We start from the raw sequence: 17,907 nt of genomic DNA on the forward strand, positions 1-17,907 counted from the left end.
CGGTGCGGCTGGGTTAACTCACAGTGGGGTTTCGAGCGTTGTTTAACTCGCGAGTAACTATCAAGCAGGCATCAGGGTAAGGCGCGAGTGCCCGCTGCGTAAGGGGCAACGGCCTGTCACTTTCCCCCGGCGGCGACGCCGGGCACGCGCGGAGGCCCGCCGCACTTTCGCACGGCGGGCCCCCACATGCCCGGATTGCGGACGTAACCGTTTGTTACCTCCGGTTACTTCTTGCCCTTGGCCGACCCCGCGCTGTCATCGCTGGACAGAACGGCGATGAAGGCCTCCTGCGGAACCTCCACGGAACCCACCATCTTCATCCGCTTCTTGCCTTCCTTCTGCTTCTCCAGCAGCTTCCGCTTGCGGGAGATGTCACCGCCGTAGCACTTGGCGAGGACGTCCTTGCGGATGGCGCGGATGGTCTCGCGGGCGATGACCCGGGAGCCGATGGCGGCCTGCACCGGGACCTCGAAGTTCTGCCGCGGGATGAGCTCCTTGAGCTTGGCGACGAGCCGCACGCCGTACGCGTACGCCTGGTCCTTGTGGGTGATCGCCGAGAAGGCGTCCACCTTGTCGCCGTGCAGCAGGATGTCGACCTTGACCAGGCTGGAGGACTGCTCGCCGGTGGGCTCGTAGTCCAGGGACGCGTAACCGCGCGTCTTGGACTTCAGCTGGTCGAAGAAGTCGAAGACGATCTCCGCGAGCGGCAGGGTGTAGCGGATCTCGACCCGGTCCTCGGACAGGTAGTCCATGCCGAGCAGGGTGCCGCGCCGGGTCTGGCACAGCTCCATGATCGCGCCGATGAACTCGGTGGGCGCGAGGATCGTGGCCCGCACGACCGGCTCGTACACCTCGGCGATCTTCCCCTCGGGGAACTCGCTCGGGTTGGTGACCGTGGCCTCGGTGCCGTCCTCCATGATCACGCGGTAGACCACGTTGGGGGCGGTGGCGATCAGGTCCAGGCCGAACTCGCGCTCCAGCCGCTCCCGGATCACGTCGAGGTGCAGCAGGCCGAGGAAGCCGACGCGGAAGCCGAAGCCGAGGGCCGCGGAGGTCTCCGGCTCGTAGACCAGCGCGGCGTCGTTGAGCTGGAGCTTGTCCAGCGCCTCGCGCAGCTCCGGGTAGTCGGAACCGTCCAGCGGGTACAGACCGGAGAAGACCATCGGCTTCGGGTCCTTGTAGCCGCCGAGGGCCTCGGTGGCGCCCTTGTGCTGGCTGGTGACGGTGTCACCGACCTTGGACTGCCGGACGTCCTTCACACCGGTGATGAGGTAGCCCACCTCACCGACGCCGAGGCCGTCCGCCGGCAGCATCTCCGGCGAGTTGACGCCGATCTCCAGCAGCTCGTGCGTGGCGCCGGTCGACATCATCCGGATGCGCTCGCGCTTGTTGAGCTGGCCGTCGATGACACGGACGTACGTCACGACACCGCGGTACGAGTCGTAGACCGAGTCGAAGATCATCGCGCGGGCGGGCGCGTCGGCGACCCCGACCGGCGCGGGGATCTCCTTGACGACCTTGTTCAGCAGCGCGTCGACGCCGAGGCCGGTCTTCGCGGAGACCTTGAGCACGTCCTGCGGGTCGCAGCCGACCAGGTTCGCCAGCTCCTCGGCGAACTTCTCCGGCTGGGCGGCCGGCAGGTCGATCTTGTTCAGCACCGGGATGATCGTGAGGTCGTTCTCCATCGCCAGGTAGAGGTTGGCGAGGGTCTGCGCCTCGATGCCCTGGGCGGCGTCGACGAGGAGGATGGTCCCCTCGCAGGCGGCCAGCGACCGCGAGACCTCGTAGGTGAAGTCGACGTGCCCGGGGGTGTCGATCATGTTGAGGATGTGGGTCGTGCCCTGGTCGGGGCCCTCGGTGGGGGCCCAGGGCAGACGCACCGCCTGGGACTTGATCGTGATGCCGCGCTCGCGCTCGATGTCCATCCGGTCGAGGTACTGAGCACGCATCTGCCGCTGCTCGACCACACCGGTCAGCTGGAGCATCCGGTCGGCGAGCGTGGACTTGCCGTGGTCGATGTGCGCGATGATGCAGAAGTTGCGGATCAGAGCCGGGGCGGTACGGCTCGGCTCGGGCACATGGTTAGGGGTCGCGGGCACGCAGGGTCCTGTCTCTTGAGGCGCCTTATGCCTCGGGTCGGATCGTTACGTAGTCTCCATGGTCCCACGGGCAGGGACCGGGGGCCGTTTTGGGCCGTCCGGAGGGCCACTGGTACTGTAGATGGCTGCGCCTCATGCCCTCTCAGCGCGAAGCGCGACACATCATTTTGGATCACCGGTACGGGACCCGTGCGGCCCCGCACCAGAACCTGAAAAGGCTCCTTCGTGGCGAACATCAAGTCCCAGATCAAGCGGATCAAGACCAACGAGAAGGCTCGGCTGCGCAACAAGGCCGTCAAGTCCTCCCTGAAGACCGCGATCCGCAAGGCTCGCGAGGCCGCTGCCGCGGGTGACGTCGAGAAGGCCACCGAGCTGCAGCGCGCTGCCGCGCGTGCGCTCGACAAGGCCGTCTCGAAGGGCGTCATCCACAAGAACCAGGCCGCCAACAAGAAGTCGGCGCTTGCTTCCAAGGTCACGTCCCTCAAGGGCTGAGCTCCTTCCTGATCTGACCGCCGGTCGGACGCAGAGCGGGCCCTCTCTCATCCGCTCCCGCCCGGCACCCTCGGACTCGTACGCGGCCTGCGTTCGCCACGCGGGTACGAGTCCAACAGCTTGCACCGGACCCCGGCACCCCACCCTTCCCCAGGGCGGATGCCGGGGCTTTCGGCTGTCTGCGCACTGCGCCGTGCCCGGGCGGGTCGTTACGGGTGGGGGTGGCGAGGGATTGGTTCGGCTTCGGCGGCGGAGCCGGTCGGCTATGCGCGCCCGCGGGACCGGGCGGCCCGCGCGATCACCACGACCGCCTTCTCCAACGCGTACTCGGGATCGTCGCTCCCGCCCTTCACGCCCGCGTCGGCCTCCGCGACCGCCCGCAGCGCCACCGCGACCCCGTCCGGCGTCCAGCCCCGCATCTGCTGCCGGACCCGGTCGATCTTCCACGGCGGCATACCCAGCTCGCGCGCCAGATCGGCCGGGCGTCCGCCCCGGGCCGAGGACAGCTTGCCGATCGCCCGCACGCCCTGCGCCAGCGCGCTGGTGATCATCACGGGCGCCACACCCGTGGCCAGCGACCATCTGAGCGCCTCCAGCGCCTCCGCCGTACGCCCCTCCACGGCCCGGTCGGCGACCGTGAAACTGGAGGCCTCCGCACGCCCCGTGTAGTACCGCCCGACGACCGCCTCGTCGATCGTCCCCTCCACATCGGCGACCAGCTGCGAGACCGCAGAGGCCAGCTCTCGCAGGTCGCTCCCGATGGCGTCGCAGAGGGCCTGGCACGCCTCGGGGGTGGCCGACCGCCCGGCCGAGCGGAACTCCCCCCGCACGAAGGCCAGCCGGTCCGCCGGCTTGGTCATCTTCGGGCAGGCGACCTCCCGCGCTCCCGCCTTGCGGGCGGCGTCCAGCAGCCCCTTGCCCTTGGCGCCGCCGGCGTGCAGCAACACGAGCGTGATCTCCTCGGCGGGCGAACCGAGGTACCCCTTCACGTCCTTGACCGTGTCGGCGGACAGGTCCTGCGCGTTGCGTACGACCACGACCTTGCGCTCGGCGAAGAGCGACGGGCTCGTCAGCTCGGCGAGGGTGCCGGGCTGGAGCTGGTCCGGGGTCAGGTCACGTACGTCCGTGTCGGCGTCGGCGGCCCTGGCGGCGGCCACCACCTCCTGCACGGCACGGTCGAGCAGCAGGTCCTCCTGGCCCACGGCGAGTGTCACCGGGGCGAGAGGGTCGTCATTCGCAGTCTTCCTGGCCATCACCGACAGCATCCCACGCGGCACTGACAAACAAGCGACCCCGGCACCCCGACCGGTCCCGGAGCGGGCCCCGAGTCCGTCTCGGGGTCACGGCTCCTCGCGCCAGCCGTCCCACTCCCCCGCGAACGCGTCCAGTTCGGCCGGGTCGAGCCGCTCGCCCTCGTCCCGCAGGACCAGCAGCCACTGGGCGTCCTCGGCATCGTCCTCGCCGGCCAGCGCGTCACGGACGAGCCGGGGCTCCTCGTCGATGCCGAACCGCTGCCCGAGCGCCTCGGCCGCCTCCTCGGCGGCATCGCGGTCGGGCAGCACCAGCACGTGTCTCACATCGCTCACGGGCCCATTCTCCGGCACCGGCCACGCCCCGGGAGAGCGAGGCCGGCTCACGTGCCGGCGCCGGTGCCGGGCCGTCGGGGCCGGCTCGCCTCCCGGTGCCGGTTCTCGGGCACGAGCTGTGTGGTCCTCGAGGGCGCGCGAGACCCAATCAGTCGCCCGCGACAGGGTTCCGCACAGTCGGCACGCGGTCCAACTCGATTCCGAACGACTCCCGGTAGACCGCCAGCACCTCGTCGTCCGTCTCCAGTTCTCTCGAAGCGTGCGTGCCGTCCGCGCAGGTCGTCTTCAGCCGGTGCCCGCCGAGCGTGATCCTCCCGCCGTCCTCGGTGACCCGTGAGCAGATCAGTGACCGGGTGAAGTGCGACCGCGGCGAGGTGCTGTGCCACCAGGCACCGGCCGCGAAGTCCCCGAGCGCCCGGGGCCGGGTCTCCAGCCGGTACTGCGGCTTGCCGTCGCGCAGGACGTCCAGGTCACCGGTGCCCGGCGTGTCCCCGCCGCGTGCCCCGGCCGGATCCGGTACGGCCTCCACCACCCGGAAGCTCCCGCCGGGATCGTCCTGCTCCCCGCGTTCCCCCGGCGCCAACGGGTAGTGACTGTGCGCCCCGAAGCCGACGTCGGCGAGCCAGGTGTCCCCCTCCGCCGTCCGCACCCGCAGCGCGAGGTGGTCGAAGGGGATCCCGAGCCGGCCCTCGTCGCCGTACACACGTCCCGCGAGCAGCTCCACCTCGTACCCGAGGGCGGTGAGCAACGTCCCGAACGCGCCGTTCAGTTCGTAGCAGAAGCCACCCCTGCGGGCCTCGGTCACCTTGTCCAGCAGCCGCTTCTCGTCCAGGGCGATCTCCTCGCCGAGGTGGACCGACAGGTTCTCGAAGGGGACGGTCAGCAGATGGCGCAGGTGCAGCTCGCGCAGCGCCTCACTGGTGGGCCGCTGCGGGCGTGCGATGCCGAGACGGCGGAGATAGGCGTCCAGCTGTGCTGATGTCATGTGCCCAGTCTCGGCGACCGCGGACACCGCCGTCCTCCCGGCCCTCCAGCTCCTCCCGGCCCTCCAGCTCCTCCCGGCCCTCCAGTACCACTTGGCCTCCAGCGCCCTCCTCGCTCTCCCAAGCCTCCAGCTCCTCCCGGCTCTCTTGGCCCTCCCCGCCCTCCCCGCCCTCCCCGCCCTCTTCGCTTTCCTGGCTCTCCTGGCTCTCTTCGCTCTCCTGGCCCTCCTGCGCCTGTTCGGCCTGCTCGTCCGCAGGGGCCTGCCGTGCGCGCTAGTCCTCTGCGGTCACCTGTAGCTCCCCGTCCTTCCCTCCGGTCCCACCGACCGCCAGCGCGCCGTCCCGGTCGGTGCGCAGGACCACCGCGCCGCCGGCCCGCAGCGCGGCCACGGTGGCCGGTGCCGGGTGGCCGTAGGGGTTGCCGGCACCGGTGGACACGAGCGCCACCCGGGGTGCCGCGAGCCGTGTCAGCTCCGGGTCCTGATAGGCCGATCCGTGATGCGCCACCTTGAGGACGTCCACTCCGGCCAGCTCGGCCGCCGCCGGTGACCGCAGCAGCGCCTGCTGGGCCGGTGGTTCGAGGTCGCCGAGCAACAGCATCCGCAGCCCGCCCGTACGCACCAGCAGTGCGACGCTGGCGTCGTTGGGGCCCTCGGGCTCGAAGACGGCGCCCGGCCGGGCCGGGGGTACCCGGGTGCCGGAGGGCGGCCCGCTCCGCGGAGGGGGCCACAGGACCTTCCAGGTGAGCGGTCCGGTGTGCCGTTCCTCTCCCGCGACGGCCGTCGTGACCGGGATGTGCCGCTCAGCCGCCTCCTTGCGGACGAATTCCGCCTGGTCCGCGGGTTCCGCGAAGCCCGTGGTCTCGATCGCGGCCACCGGGCGGCCCCGCAGGACGCCGCGCAGGCCCGCCACGTGGTCGGCGTGGAAGTGGGTCAGGACCAGGAGGGGGACGCGCGTGATGCCCAGCTGCCGCAGGCAGTCGTCGACCAGGGCAGGGTCCGGTCCGGCGTCCACGACCACTCCGGCACCCTCGCCCGCCGCCAGCACGGTCGCGTCCCCTTGTCCGACGTCGCACATCGCGAACCGCCAGCCCGGCGGCGGCCAGCCCGTGAGCACCCGGGTCAGCGGCGCCGGCCGCGTCACCAGCACCACGACCAGGAGCGCCAGCAGCACGGCCCACCCTGGGTGCCGTGGCAGCCGGCGGCCTGCCAGGACGACGGCCACGGTGACCGCCGCCAGCGCCAGCGCCCCCGGCCAGCTCGCCGGCCAGTCCACGCCGGCGCCCGGCAGCGCTGCACCGGCCCTGGCGACGCCGGCGATCCACCCGGCGGGCCAGCCCGCGCACCAGGCCAGCGCCTTGGCGACCGGCATGGCCGGCGGCGCCGTGGCGAGCGCCGCGAACCCCAGCACCGTGGCCGGCGCCACCGCCACCTCGGCCAGCAGGTTGCACGGCACCGCCACCAGGCTCACCCGGGCCGACAGCACCGCCACCACCGGTGCGCACACGGCCTGCGCGGCGGCAGCCGCCGCCAGCGCCTCGGCGAGCCTCGGGGGTACCCCGCGCCGGCGCAGCGCCGCGCTCCAGCCCGGCGCCAGCACCAGCAGTGCGCCGGTGGCCAGTACGGACAGCAGGAAGCCGTAACTGCGGGCCAGCCAGGGGTCGTAGAGCACCAGCAGCAGAACGGCGGTGGCCAGCGCCGGGATCAGGGATCTGCGCCGCCCGGTGGCCAGGGCGAGCAACGCCACCGCACCGCAGGCGGCAGCCCGCAGGACACTGGGGTCGGGCCGGGAGACGAGCACGAAGCCCAGCGTCAGCGCTCCCGCGAGCAGGGCGGTCGCCCGCAGGGAGAGCCCCAGGCGTGGCGCGAGGCCACGGCGCTCGGCCCGCTGGGCCAGGCCGGGCGGACCGATGAGCAGCGCGAGCAGGACGGTGAGGTTGCTGCCGGAGACGGCGAGCGTGTGCGTCAGGTCCGTGGCCCGGAAGGCGTCGTCCAGCTCGGGCGTGATGCGTGAGGTGTCCCCGACGACCAGCCCGGGAAGCAGCGCCCGAGCATCGTCCGGCAGGTCTTCGCTGGCCTCGCGCAGACCGGCCCTGAGCCGCCCCGCCAGCCGTTGCGGCCCGCTCGGCCCCGCCACGATCCGGGGCTCCGGCCGGCCGCGGACCCGCAGCACGGCCGCGGTCCGGTCCCCACCCGTCAGCGCGGGCGCCAGCCGTCCTGCCAGCCGGAGCCGCGTGGACGGCAGCAGCCCGAGCCAGGCGGCACGGCCCCCGTGCCCCGCCCGTTCGGCGACGGCCCGCGGCGGCGCGTCACTCCAGGCGCCTTCGCCACTCCCGGTGCCCTCGCTTCTCCCGTTGCCCTCGCTTCTCCCGTTGCCCCCGGCGCTCCGGGTGTCTTCGGCACTCCGGGTGTCTTCGGCACTCCGGGTGTCTTCGGCACTCCGGCCGGGTGCCGGAACGTCGGCGTCGACGATCAGCAGCACGGGAGTCCGGATCCGCTCACGCCTACCGTCGGCCTCCTCGACGCTCCGCAGCTCGGCCCTCACCAGTACCGCCACGGGCGCCGCGTGATCGCCGCGCACCCGTGGCCTGCTCAGCCATGGGTCGCCGGTCACCTCGGCCTCGGCGGTCACGGTCGCGAACCGCCGGGCCAGCTCGGGCACCGGCCCACGTCGCACGTCCACCCCGTGCAGTCCGGCGGACGCGGCTGCGGCGGCGGCACAGAGCAGCACCGCGGCGACGGCGGCCCTCGCCCAGCCGAACCGGTCACGCACCCACCCGGCCCGTACCCGCCCGGCCGACGAGGCTTCCCCGGCCCGCCCAACCCCTTCGACTTCCCCGGCCCGCCCGGCCCACGTAGCTCCTCCGGCCCGCCCCACCCCTTCGGCTCCGCCAGCCCGCCCAGCCCAGGCGGCTGCCCCGGCCCGCCCCGGCCACCGCGCCGACAGCAGAAGCAGTCCTCCGACCAGGCCGACGACGACGGTCCCGGTGGTCCAGGCCGCTGGTGCGTCCAGGGTCAGGGCCGCCGTGGCCCAGGCAGCGAGCGCGGGCGGCACCAGGCGGAGGTCCATGGGGCCGCTGGGGCCTTCGGGCGCGGTCGCGGGCTCCTCGGGATTCCTGGGCGTGCGCGGGCCCGCTCTGTCGAGCGCGCGGCTCATGGCCGTACCAGGGCACGCAGGTCGGTGAACCGGCGGTCACCGATGCCGTTGACCTCGCGCAGTTCGTCCACCGAACGGAAACCGCCGTGCCGGGTGCGGTAGTCGATGATGTGCTGCGCCAGTACCGGGCCGACTCCGGGCAGGGTGTCCAGCTGGTCCGCGGTGGCCGTGTTGAGGGAGACCGGCGCCGCCGCGGAGCCGGTGCCGCCGGGTCCGGTGAGCGATCCCGCTGCCGGACCGGGCGGAGCGGCCTGGGCGGCCGGAGCGCCGACGACCACCTGTTCGCCGTCGATCAGGAAGCGGGCGCGGTTGAGTCCCTCCGTGCTCACACCCGGCCTGACCCCGCCCGCCGCCCGCAGCGCGTCGGCCACCCGGGCGCCGGCGGGCAGCCGCCGGATCCCCGGTTCCCGGACCTTGCCGCTGACGTCCACGACGATCTGTCCGCCCGGTGCCGCCCGATCACCGCCGGCCGCACCCGCTGCCCCTCCCTCACTCTTCTTGCCGCACGGCGCTGCCGGGCGCACCACTTGAGGGGCGCTCACGGACTGCGGCCGGCTCGTCCAGAAGTGCTGCACGGCGAACACGGCGGCGGCCAGCAGCACCACGGCGAGCGCCAGGACTCCCCGCCGTTCCACTCCGTACCGCGCCTGGAGCCACACCGGCATCCGCTCCCGCAGCGCCGACCCGGCTCGCTCCCGCCAGTCCGGGCCGGCGGACTCCTCGGGCCCGGTTTCTCGCGCCGACCCGGCCGGTCCGCGACGTGTGGTGCCGCCCGGCAGCGGCGCCGGGCCGGCCGCACCGTCCGGTTCCCGTGCCGGCGTCGGGCCCGGCTCGGGTGCGGCCGCCGTGGCTGTCCGCGCCGGACTCAGGCCGAGCACCTGGCCCGTCACCGTGGCCGTCGGCGTGCTCGCGGACCCGCTGTGACCCGGTGGTGCGTTCCCCGACTCCCGCCACTGCACGGCCCGTTCGCCGAAGAGAAGCTCCGCTCGACGGCGCGTCTCCTCCCCCGGTGCGGGCCGGTGGTGCCGGGTGCGGCGGCGCTCGGTGGTGTGGCGGCGCCCGGTGACGCGCCGGTGGCGGATGCGGCCGTCCGAGGCCGGGCCGCGGCCGGGGCCACTGGTCGGGGTCGCTGTGCGTGAACGGGATCGAAGTGCCATGCGACGAGCGTGGACGCTTCCGCCGCTTCGCGATGATCTTGGTCAATTCCCGTGGATGACAGCGAGGTTGTGGAAAACCGCGTCACTCGCACGAGGGAAACCAGCCGGCTCCGGAAACCGACTGGGGAGAAAGCGGACCGCCCCACCCCCAACGCCCACCAGAGAGAGCACATCACCCCACCTCGGACGCCGACCGGAGAGAGCACAGCCCCACCCCGGCCGCCGACTGGAGCGGAAGCGCAGGAGTTCGCGGTGTCAGCGGGGTGAGACGACCGCGCCCAGCAGTCCGGGCCCGGTGTGTGCGCCGATCACCGCGCCGACCTCGCTGACGTGCAGGTCGGCCAGGCCCGGGAGGCGGGCTCGCAGGCGGTCGGCGAGTGCGGCGGCCCGGTCCGGGGCGGCGAGGTGGTGGACGGCGATGTCGACCTCCGCGCCGCCCGCCCGCTCGGTTGCGAGTTCCTCGAGGCGGGCGATCGCCCTGGACGCCGTGCGCACCTTCTCGAGCAGCTCGATGCGGCCGCCGTCCAGCTGGAGCAGCGGCTTCACGGCGAGCGCGGAACCCAGCAGCGCCTGCGCGGCTCCGATACGGCCACCACGGCGGAGATAGTCGAGGGTGTCGACGTAGAAGTAGGCGGACGTGCCCGCGGCCCGCTTCTCGGCGGCCGTGACGGCTTCGTCCACGGTGCCGCCCGCCTCCGCGGTCTCGGCCGCGGCGAGCGCGCAGAAGCCGAGCGCCATCGCGACCATCCCGGTGTCCACTACCCGCACCGGAACCGGTGCTTCGCGCGCCGCGAGGACCGCCGCGTCGTAGGTGCCGGACAACTCGGCGGACAGGTGCAGGGAGACGATGCCGTCGGCGCCGGACTCGGCGACCCTGCGGTAGGTCTCCGCGAAGAGCTGGGGGCTGGGGCGGGAGGTGGTGACGGAGCGCCGTTTCTGCAGCGCCTGAGCCAGGGAGCGGGTCGAGATCTCGGTGCCCTCTTCGAGAGCCTGGTTGCCGAGGACGACGGTCAGCGGTACCGCGGTGATGCCGTGACGCTCCATCGTCCGGGGCGGCAGGTAGGCCGTGGAATCGGTGACGATCGCGACATGGCGGGACATGCCCTGGAGGTTACCTGGCGTAGTGCTCGCTCGGCAGCCCGGCCCCTGCGGTGCGGCCCCGGAGCCGCCCGCTCATGTGGTGCTCTCGGGGCGGGGTTTCTTCTGCCACGGAAACCCGGGACGCCATGAGGGCGGGGCGATGGCGTCGGGAGCGGGCTCCTCGGCGGCCGCCCCGGGCGCCGTCGGCCGGGGCCGCTCCGCGGCCGGGCCGTCGGCGGGGGACGGCGCGTCGGACCACTGCGGGGGCACCTGGCCGGTCTCGGTACGCGTCCAGTGGCGCAGGGCGCCCGCCTCGATGTCGATCTGCGCGCTGAGAGTGCTCAGATCGTCCTCGGCGAACCGGCGGGCCCGGTCGCGGACGGCCCAGCGCAGGGAGTCCGCGGACTTGGTGATGCGCTCGGTGCGGCTGCGCAGCTCGGGCAGGTGCGCGGCGAGCGTGGTCCGGTCCGGCTCGGACTCCAGACGCCTGAGGTCCGCGTCCAGCTCGTGCCCGTGCGCGCTGAGCCGCTCGAAGAGGCCGCGGGACTCCTTCAGCGACGCGTCCTCGGCCGCGCCGGCGTGCAGCGCGTCCTGCGTGGCCCGCATGGAGGTGCGCAGCGCGAGCCGCAGCTGGGCGATCTCCCCGGCCGGGCCGAGCTGGGCGAAGGACTTTGCGCGCAGCGTGTGGTCCTCGACCGTGCGGCGGGCCTGCGCGATGGTCCGGTCCACTCCGCGTTTGGCGGCGCCGACCGCCTTGACCGTGGCGTACGCGCCCAGACCGACGAAGAGCAGGAACATCAGGGCGAACACGGTCAGCAGAACTTCCATGACGCTCCTCCTCCGGTCGGCACGGCCCGGGCCGCTGTGCTCTCCACGGTAAACGCAGCGGGCAGGCCCGGAGTTCCGGAAGGACCCCGAACCTGCCCGTAGGGGACTACCCCGACGCCGGTCGTGCCCGGCGCCCGGTCATCACGCCGTGACGATGTTGACCAGCTTCGGCGCCCGCACGATGACCTTGCGGATGGCCGCGCCGCCCAGCGCCGCGACGACCTTGTCGTCGGCCAGCGCCACCTTCTCCAGCTCCTCCTCGGAGATGGCCGGCGGCACCTCCAGACGGGCCTTGACCTTGCCCTTGATCTGCACGACGCAGGTCACGGTCTCGTCGACGACGTACGCCGGGTCGGCGACCGGGAAGTCCCGGTGGACGACCGAGTCGGTGTGGCCCAGCTTGCGCCACAGCTCCTCGGCGATGTGCGGGGCCAGCGGGGCGATCATCAGCACCAGCGGCTCGGCCACGGACCGCGGCACCGCGCCGCCCGCCTTGGTCAGGTGGTTGTTCAGCTCGGTGATCTTGGCGATGGCGGTGTTGAAGCGCAGGCCCTCCAGGTCCTGGCGCACGCCGTCGACGGCCTTGTGCAGGGCGCGCAGGGTCTCCTCGTCCGGCTCGGCGTCGGTCACGGTGACCTCGCCGGTCGTCTCGTCGACGATGTTGCGCCACAGCCGCTGCAGCAGCCGGAACTGGCCGACCACCGCGCGCGTGTCCCACGGGCGGGAGACGTCCAGCGGGCCCATGGCCATCTCGTACAGGCGCAGCGTGTCGGCGCCGTACTCCGCGGCGATCTCGTCCGGGGTCACCGCGTTCTTCAGGGACTTGCCCATCTTGCCCAGCAGGCGGCTGACCTTCTCGCCCTGGTGGTAGTAGGCGCCGTCGCGCTCCTCCACCTCGGCGGCCGGCACCGCGATGCCCCGGCTGTCACGGTAGACGTAGGCCTGGATCATGCCCTGGTTGAACAGCTTGTGGAACGGCTCCGCGGAGGAGACGTGCCCCAGGTCGTACAGGACCTTGGACCAGAAGCGCGCGTACAGCAGGTGCAGTACGGCGTGCTCGGCACCGCCGACGTACAGGTCGACACCGCCGTGCGGCTGGCCCTCGCGCGGGCCCATCCAGTAGCGCTCGATCTCCGGGTCGACCAGCCGCTGCTCGTTGTGCGGGTCCAGGTAGCGGAACTCGTACCAGCAGGAGCCGGCCCAGTTGGGCATGGTGTTGGTCTCGCGGCGGTACTTCTTCGGGCCGTCGCCCAGGTCCAGGGTGACGTTGACCCATTCCTCGTTGCGCGACAGCGGCGTCTCGGGCTGCGTGTCGGCGTCGTCCGGGTCGAAGGTGCGCGGGCTGTAGTCCTCGACCTCGGGCAGCTCCAGCGGCAGCATCGACTCGGGCAGCGCGTGGGCGATGCCGTCCTCGTCGTAGACGATCGGGAAGGGCTCGCCCCAGTAGCGCTGGCGGCTGAACAGCCAGTCGCGCAGCCGGAAGTTGACGGTGCCCTCGCCGATGCCCTTGCGGGCCAGCCACTCGGTGATGCGGGCCTTGGCGTCGGCCACGCCCAGGCCGTTCAGCCGCACGTCGTCGCTGTCGGAGTTGACGATCTTCGCGTCGTAGGAGACGAAGGCGTCGTCCCAGGTGGACGGGTCGGTGCCGCGGCCGTCGGTCGGCTCGACCACGCAGCGGACCGGCAGCTCGAAGGCGCGCGCGAAGGCGAAGTCGCGGCTGTCGTGGCCCGGGACGGCCATGATCGCGCCCGTGCCGTAGCCCATCAGGACGTAGTCGGCGATGAAGACCGGGATCCGCTCGCCGTTGACGGGGTTGGTCGCGAACGCGCCGGTGAAGACGCCGGTCTTGTCCTTGGCCTCGGCCTGCCGCTCGACGTCGGACTTGGAGGCGGCCTGCGCGCGGTAGGCGGCGACGGCGTCGGCCGGGGTGGCGTGGCCGCCGGTCCACACCTCGTGCGTGCCTTCGGGCCACGCCGCGGGGGTGAACTTGTCGACCAGCGGGTGCTCGGGCGCCAGCACCATGTAGGTGGCGCCGAACAGGGTGTCCGGGCGGGTGGTGAAGATCGTGATGCGCTCGCCGTCGATCGGGAAGTCGACGCGGGCGCCCTCGCTGCGGCCGATCCAGTTGCGCTGCTGCAGCTTGATGGCCTCGGGCCAGTCCAGCTCCTCCAGGTCCTCCAGCAGCCGGTCGGCGTAGGCGGTGATGCGCATGTTCCACTGGCGCAGCTTGGCCTTGAAGACCGGGTAGTTGCCGCGCTCGGAACGCCCGTCGGCGGTGACCTCCTCGTTGGCCAGCACGGTGCCCAGGCCCGGGCACCAGTTGACGGGCGCGTCGGAGGCGTAGGCCAGGCGGTACTCGCCCAGGACGTCGGCGCGCTCGGCGGCGCTCAGCTCGTTCCACGCGCGCGTGGTGCCCTCGATCCCGCGTTCACCGGACTCGAACTGGGCGATCAGCTCGGAGATCGGGCGGGCCTTGCGCGCCTCGTCGTCGTACCAGGAGTTGAAGATCTGCAGGAAGATCCACTGGGTCCACTTGTAGTACTCCGGGTCGATCGTGGCGAACGACCGGCGCTTGTCGTGGCCCAGGCCCAGCCGGCGCAGCTGGGCCTTCATGTTCTCGATGTTGGCCTCGGTGGAGACGCGCGGGTGCGTGCCGGTCTGCACGGCGTACTGCTCGGCGGGCAGGCCGAAGGCGTCGAAGCCCAGGGTGTGCAGGACGTTGTGGCCGGTCATGCGCTGGAACCGGGCGTAGACGTCGGTGGCGATGTAGCCCAGCGGGTGGCCGACGTGCAGGCCCGCACCGGAGGGGTACGGGAACATGTCCATGATGAACTTCTTGGGCCGTGCGACCAGCTCGGCGTCGCCCGCCAGATCGCCCGTGGGGTTCGGCGCCGCGTAGGTGCCGTCGGCGTCCCAGAAGTCCTGCCAGCGTGCCTCGATCTCGGCTGCCACGGCGGCCGTGTAGCGGTGCGGCGCAGCCACCTCGGCGGTGGCAGCGGGGTTCGTCTCGCTCATGATCCTCAAAGCTCCATCGATCGTCTCTGCCTGCGGAAATGAAAAAACCCCTCGCACAGGAGGGGACGCCGCGCCGATGCCGACCTCACGGCTTGACCGGGGGTCGGTACTGATCAGCGCGGCCCGCTAAGCAGAAGGCGTACGGCACGCATGGCGCTAGGGTACCGCAGCCCTTGAGCAAGCCGCGACGCGCTTCCGTATGCCTGGTGGACATGTCACGTAGCCCGCCGAAGCTGAACAAAGGTCAAGGATTACTGCGCGTACCGTCCCCTAAGGGACACCGCCCCAGTCGCATTGTCCGTTGATAACAACGCAATAACTCAAACCCCGTACTGATCGGTATGGCTCCACTTAGAGTGCGGCAGCGGGACCGCTTTCCCGAAACTGCTCGGAGTTGCCCCCATGAACCCTCGTCGTAGTACCAGTTCGCTCCCCAAACCGGGCCGCTCGGCCTATGGGGTGGCGTCAGCTGTCGCCCTGCTGCTCATACCCGTGGTCGTGCTGGTCGGAGGCAGCCAGTTCCGCGAGTTCCTGAACTTCGGCGCGGGCGTGCTGTCCCTCGTCTCGCTGAGCTGCTCGGTGATCTGGGGCCTGTTCGCCCAGGACCGGATCTTCCTGAACACCCGGCAGCGCATCATCGGACAGGCGGTGCACCGGACGACCGCGGTCGCCTCGATCGCGTTCCTGTTGCTGCACGTCACCACGAAGATCGCGCTCGGCCACACCGAGCTGATCGCCGCGATCATCCCGTTCTCGCTCGGCGTCTCCGGAATCGCCGGCCTGATCGGGCTCGGTTCGCTCGCGGGCCTGCTGATGATCTTCGTAGGTGTCACCGGCGCGCTGCGCAGCAATTTCGCCACCCCCGCCCCGGTGGCCGCCCGCTGGCGGGCCATGCACATGCTGGCCTACCCGGCCTGGTGCGCGGCGCTCGTGCACGGCCTCTACGCGGGTCGACCGGCCAAACCGGTCTTCGTGATCCTCTACAGCCTGTCCCTGCTGGGCGTCATGGGCGCCCTCGCGCTGCGCTCGGCCCCGCGGCCCGTCAAGCGCAAGGTCGCCGACCGGCTGGTGGCCCTGTTCGGCAGCTCCGAGCGGCCCGGGCTGGACGAACTGGACGCGAGCCGCTCCCGGGCCGGGTCCCCGCCGCCCGGCTTCGAGGGCCGCCGCGAGCCGCAGTCCTCGCCCGCCGCCACGGCGGCCGGCCCGCTCTACCAGACCCCGGCCGAGCCCGCCTCCGGCTTCGCGGCGGCCTACCGCGCGGTGTCCACGCCGGGCCGCCCCCAGCAGCCCTTCACGGCCGCCCAGACGGCGCGTGCGGACCTGCCGCCCGACCTCCGGCCCACGGAGGCCTTCCCGCGCGTGGACGGCCCCTCCAGCACCTCGGGCAGCTGGCCGATCCCGTCCCCGCCACCGGTCGGCGAGGCCCCGCCGTCCGCGTACGACCCGCTCCAGGACACCGGGCACACCATCCCCGCCTACGGCGACACGGGCGCGGCCGGATACGGCGGGAGTGACGTGTACGACACCGGTGAGACGAACGGCCTGTACGGCACGTACTACCCCTCCGACATGTACAACAGCGGTCCCGCCACCGAAACGCTGCCCGGCTTCCCCTATGACACGCCGGGTTCGGGCGAACCTTGGAACACGCCTTCCGGAGGCTTTAAGTGAACGAGGCCCTGCCCGACGTCCCCGAGGTCCGTGTGGTCGGACTTCCCCAGCTCACGTCGGGCTTCGACCTTGTGGAGCGGCTCGACCTGCCCATGCACCTGAAGGTGCACGGGCCGCTCGACCCACTGGGCGGCGAGCAGCTCGCCCAGCTCGCCGAACGCATCAACCTCAGGGGCCGCGGCGGCGCCGGCTTCCCCTTCCACAAGAAGCTGCGCTCGGTCGCGGAATCGGCGATCAAGCGCGGGGTGCGGCCGGTCGTCGTGGTCAACGGCAGCGAGGACGAACCGGCCTGCCGCAAGGACACGGTCCTCATCAACCGTGCGCCGCACCTGATCCTGGACGGCGCGCTGCTGTGCGCGGAGGCGCTCGGCGCGCGCACGCTCGTCATCGGCGTCACCCGGGAGTCCACACAGCGCTCCATGGAGGCCGCGCTGGCCGAGCGCGGCCTGAGCAACAGCCGTAGATCGGCGCTGCGCGCGTGGGTGCAGCGCAATCCGGTGCGGATGGTCACCGGCGCGGCCGCCTCGCTGATCCGCTCGATCGACGGGGGCCCGGCGATCCCGCCCGGCCGCAAGATCAGCGCCTCGCAGAGCGGCGTCGGCGGAGCACCCACCCTGCTGTCGAACGCGGAGACCTTCGCACAGCTGGCCATCGCCGCCCGCATCGGACCGGAGCGCTACGGCAACACCGGCCTGTACGACGAACCGGGCACCGTGATGCTCACCGTGTCCGGCGCGGTCGCCCGCCCGATGGTGATCGAGGCGCCCACCGGCGTGCCGTTGCGCTACATACTCCAGCTGGCGGGCGCCCCGCCGGTGCCGCAGGGCGTGCTGACCGGTGGTTATCACGGCAAGTGGCTCGACGCGGCGACCGTGGGCGAGGCGGTGGTCTCCCGCAACTCGCTGGACGCCGTGGGCGGTTCCCTGGGCGCGGGCGCGATCCTGCCGATCAGCCAGGAGACCTGCCCGCTGGGCGAGTCGCTGCGGGTGGCGCAGTGGCTGGCCGAGGAGAGCGCCGGGCAGTGCGGCCCCTGCTACCTGGGGCTGCCGGCCGCCGCTCGCGGCCTGGAGGACATCCTGAACGGCGGTGGACCGGCCGCCCTGGAAGCGCTGAAGCAGGTCGCGAAGAACGTCAAGAGGCGCGGGGCGTGTTCCCACCCGGACGGCTCGGCGATGTTCCTGGAATCGACCATCAAGGCGTTCACCGACGACCTGGCCGCGCATGTCCTCGGCAACGGCTGCGGACGGCCCGTGGAGGGCGTTCTGCCGCTCTTCGAGGGAGGCAGGGCCGCCACGGGCGCCCTGGGCGGCGCAGACGCCGAGGAGACGGGCTCCAGCCGCCAGAAGATCTACGTCGACTGGACGCTCTGCCGGGGCCACGGACTGTGCGCGGACATCCTCCCGGAGGTGTTCGAGCTGGGCGCCGACGGCTTCCCGACCGTCGCCCAGGCGCAGGTGCCGCGCTACGCGGAGGCGAAGGCGCTGCGCGCGGTGCGCCGCTGCCCCGCACTCGCCCTGCGCATCGAGGAGGACACGCGCGGGCAGGCACCGTCGCGCAATCTGCCGGTCCTCTCCCAAGGGCGCGGCCGGCGCGCACTGGGCCGCTGAGGACGAACGGCGCGGCGGGCCACCCGACCGGGTGGCCCGCCGCGCCGTTCACGCGTGCCGCGCCTGGGAACACGCCGAAGGCGGACCGTCCGTGAGGATGATCCGCCTTCGATTGCTGTGGAGCTAAGGAGAATTGAACTCCTGACCTCTTGCATGCCATGCAAGCGCTCTACCAACTGAGCTATAGCCCCTTGTTTTGTTGTCTCGCCCGGTTCCCCCGGCGACGACGTAAA

13 protein-coding genes and 1 tRNA gene are annotated in these 17,907 nt (G+C 72.3%); 4 read left to right on the plus strand and 10 right to left on the minus strand.

Annotation, left to right across the window (positions count from 1 at the left end):
- Positions 1-224: 224 nt before the first annotated feature.
- Entirely contained in the window at positions 225-2,099 is a 1,875-nt protein-coding gene (lepA, locus tag ABZ576_RS03060; protein ID WP_360735133.1) for a translation elongation factor 4, read from the minus strand.
- Between the two features lie 225 nt (positions 2,100-2,324).
- Between lepA and rpsT the strand changes: the two genes are divergently transcribed.
- On the plus strand, positions 2,325-2,591 hold the full coding sequence (rpsT, locus tag ABZ576_RS03065) for a 30S ribosomal protein S20 (RefSeq protein ID WP_067006864.1): 267 nt from the start codon (positions 2,325-2,327) through the stop codon (positions 2,589-2,591).
- Positions 2,592-2,854: 263 nt separating this feature from the next.
- Here the strand turns inward: rpsT and holA are convergent, their stop codons facing one another.
- From holA to ABZ576_RS03080, 3 genes are all read right to left on the minus strand, one after another.
- The gene (holA, locus tag ABZ576_RS03070; protein WP_360735135.1) at positions 2,855-3,844 is read right to left on the minus strand and encodes a DNA polymerase III subunit delta; all 990 of its coding nucleotides are present in this window, start codon (positions 3,842-3,844) and stop codon (positions 2,855-2,857) included.
- A gap of 87 nt (positions 3,845-3,931) precedes the next feature.
- The gene (locus ABZ576_RS03075) at positions 3,932-4,177 is read right to left on the minus strand and encodes a hypothetical protein (protein WP_360735137.1); all 246 of its coding nucleotides are present in this window, start codon (positions 4,175-4,177) and stop codon (positions 3,932-3,934) included.
- A gap of 148 nt (positions 4,178-4,325) precedes the next feature.
- Complete coding sequence (locus tag ABZ576_RS03080; RefSeq protein WP_360735139.1) at positions 4,326-5,162, minus strand: arylamine N-acetyltransferase; 837 nt, start codon at positions 5,160-5,162, stop codon at positions 4,326-4,328.
- On the opposite strand from ABZ576_RS03080, the gene ABZ576_RS03085 reads away from it, so the two are divergent.
- Complete coding sequence (locus ABZ576_RS03085; protein WP_360735141.1) at positions 5,161-5,457, plus strand: hypothetical protein; 297 nt, start codon at positions 5,161-5,163, stop codon at positions 5,455-5,457. The genes ABZ576_RS03080 and ABZ576_RS03085 overlap by 2 nt on opposite strands.
- Here ABZ576_RS03085 and ABZ576_RS03090 read toward each other — a convergent pair.
- The 5 genes from ABZ576_RS03090 to leuS all read right to left on the minus strand — a co-directional run bounded on the left by ABZ576_RS03090 (position 5,434) and on the right by leuS (position 14,396).
- Positions 5,434-8,229: a ComEC/Rec2 family competence protein gene (locus tag ABZ576_RS03090; RefSeq protein ID WP_360735515.1), complete on the minus strand. Its 2,796-nt coding sequence runs from the start codon at positions 8,227-8,229 to the stop codon at positions 5,434-5,436. The genes ABZ576_RS03085 and ABZ576_RS03090 overlap by 24 nt on opposite strands.
- 83 nt (positions 8,230-8,312) lie before the next feature.
- Complete coding sequence (locus ABZ576_RS03095; protein ID WP_360735143.1) at positions 8,313-9,473, minus strand: helix-hairpin-helix domain-containing protein; 1,161 nt, start codon at positions 9,471-9,473, stop codon at positions 8,313-8,315.
- Between the two features lie 255 nt (positions 9,474-9,728).
- Entirely contained in the window at positions 9,729-10,574 is an 846-nt protein-coding gene (locus ABZ576_RS03100) for a DegV family protein (protein WP_360735145.1), read from the minus strand.
- A 72-nt stretch (positions 10,575-10,646) separates the two neighbouring features.
- Complete coding sequence (locus tag ABZ576_RS03105) at positions 10,647-11,381, minus strand: hypothetical protein (RefSeq protein WP_360735147.1); 735 nt, start codon at positions 11,379-11,381, stop codon at positions 10,647-10,649.
- A 141-nt stretch (positions 11,382-11,522) separates the two neighbouring features.
- Positions 11,523-14,396 carry a leucine--tRNA ligase gene (gene leuS, locus ABZ576_RS03110; RefSeq protein WP_360735148.1) on the minus strand — a complete coding sequence of 958 codons (2,874 nt, stop codon included), beginning with the start codon at positions 14,394-14,396 and terminating at the stop codon, positions 11,523-11,525.
- A gap of 402 nt (positions 14,397-14,798) precedes the next feature.
- On the opposite strand from leuS, the gene ABZ576_RS03115 reads away from it, so the two are divergent.
- Together ABZ576_RS03115 and ABZ576_RS03120 are read left to right on the plus strand one after the other, a co-directional pair.
- Positions 14,799-16,067, plus strand: coding sequence for a cytochrome b/b6 domain-containing protein (locus ABZ576_RS03115; protein ID WP_360735150.1), 1,269 nt, complete (start codon positions 14,799-14,801; stop codon positions 16,065-16,067).
- Positions 16,064-17,674, plus strand: a complete 1,611-nt coding sequence (locus ABZ576_RS03120) for an NADH-ubiquinone oxidoreductase-F iron-sulfur binding region domain-containing protein (RefSeq protein WP_360735152.1) — start codon at positions 16,064-16,066, stop codon at positions 17,672-17,674. The genes ABZ576_RS03115 and ABZ576_RS03120 overlap by 4 nt, the downstream gene beginning before the upstream one ends.
- Positions 17,675-17,792: 118 nt before the next feature.
- Here ABZ576_RS03120 and ABZ576_RS03125 read toward each other — a convergent pair.
- Positions 17,793-17,865 (minus strand) — tRNA-Ala (locus tag ABZ576_RS03125).
- Between the last annotated feature and the right edge of the window lie 42 nt (positions 17,866-17,907).

This window comes from Streptomyces sp. NPDC013455, from assembly GCF_040632975.1.
Classification (GTDB): Bacteria; Actinomycetota; Actinomycetes; order Streptomycetales; family Streptomycetaceae; genus Streptomyces.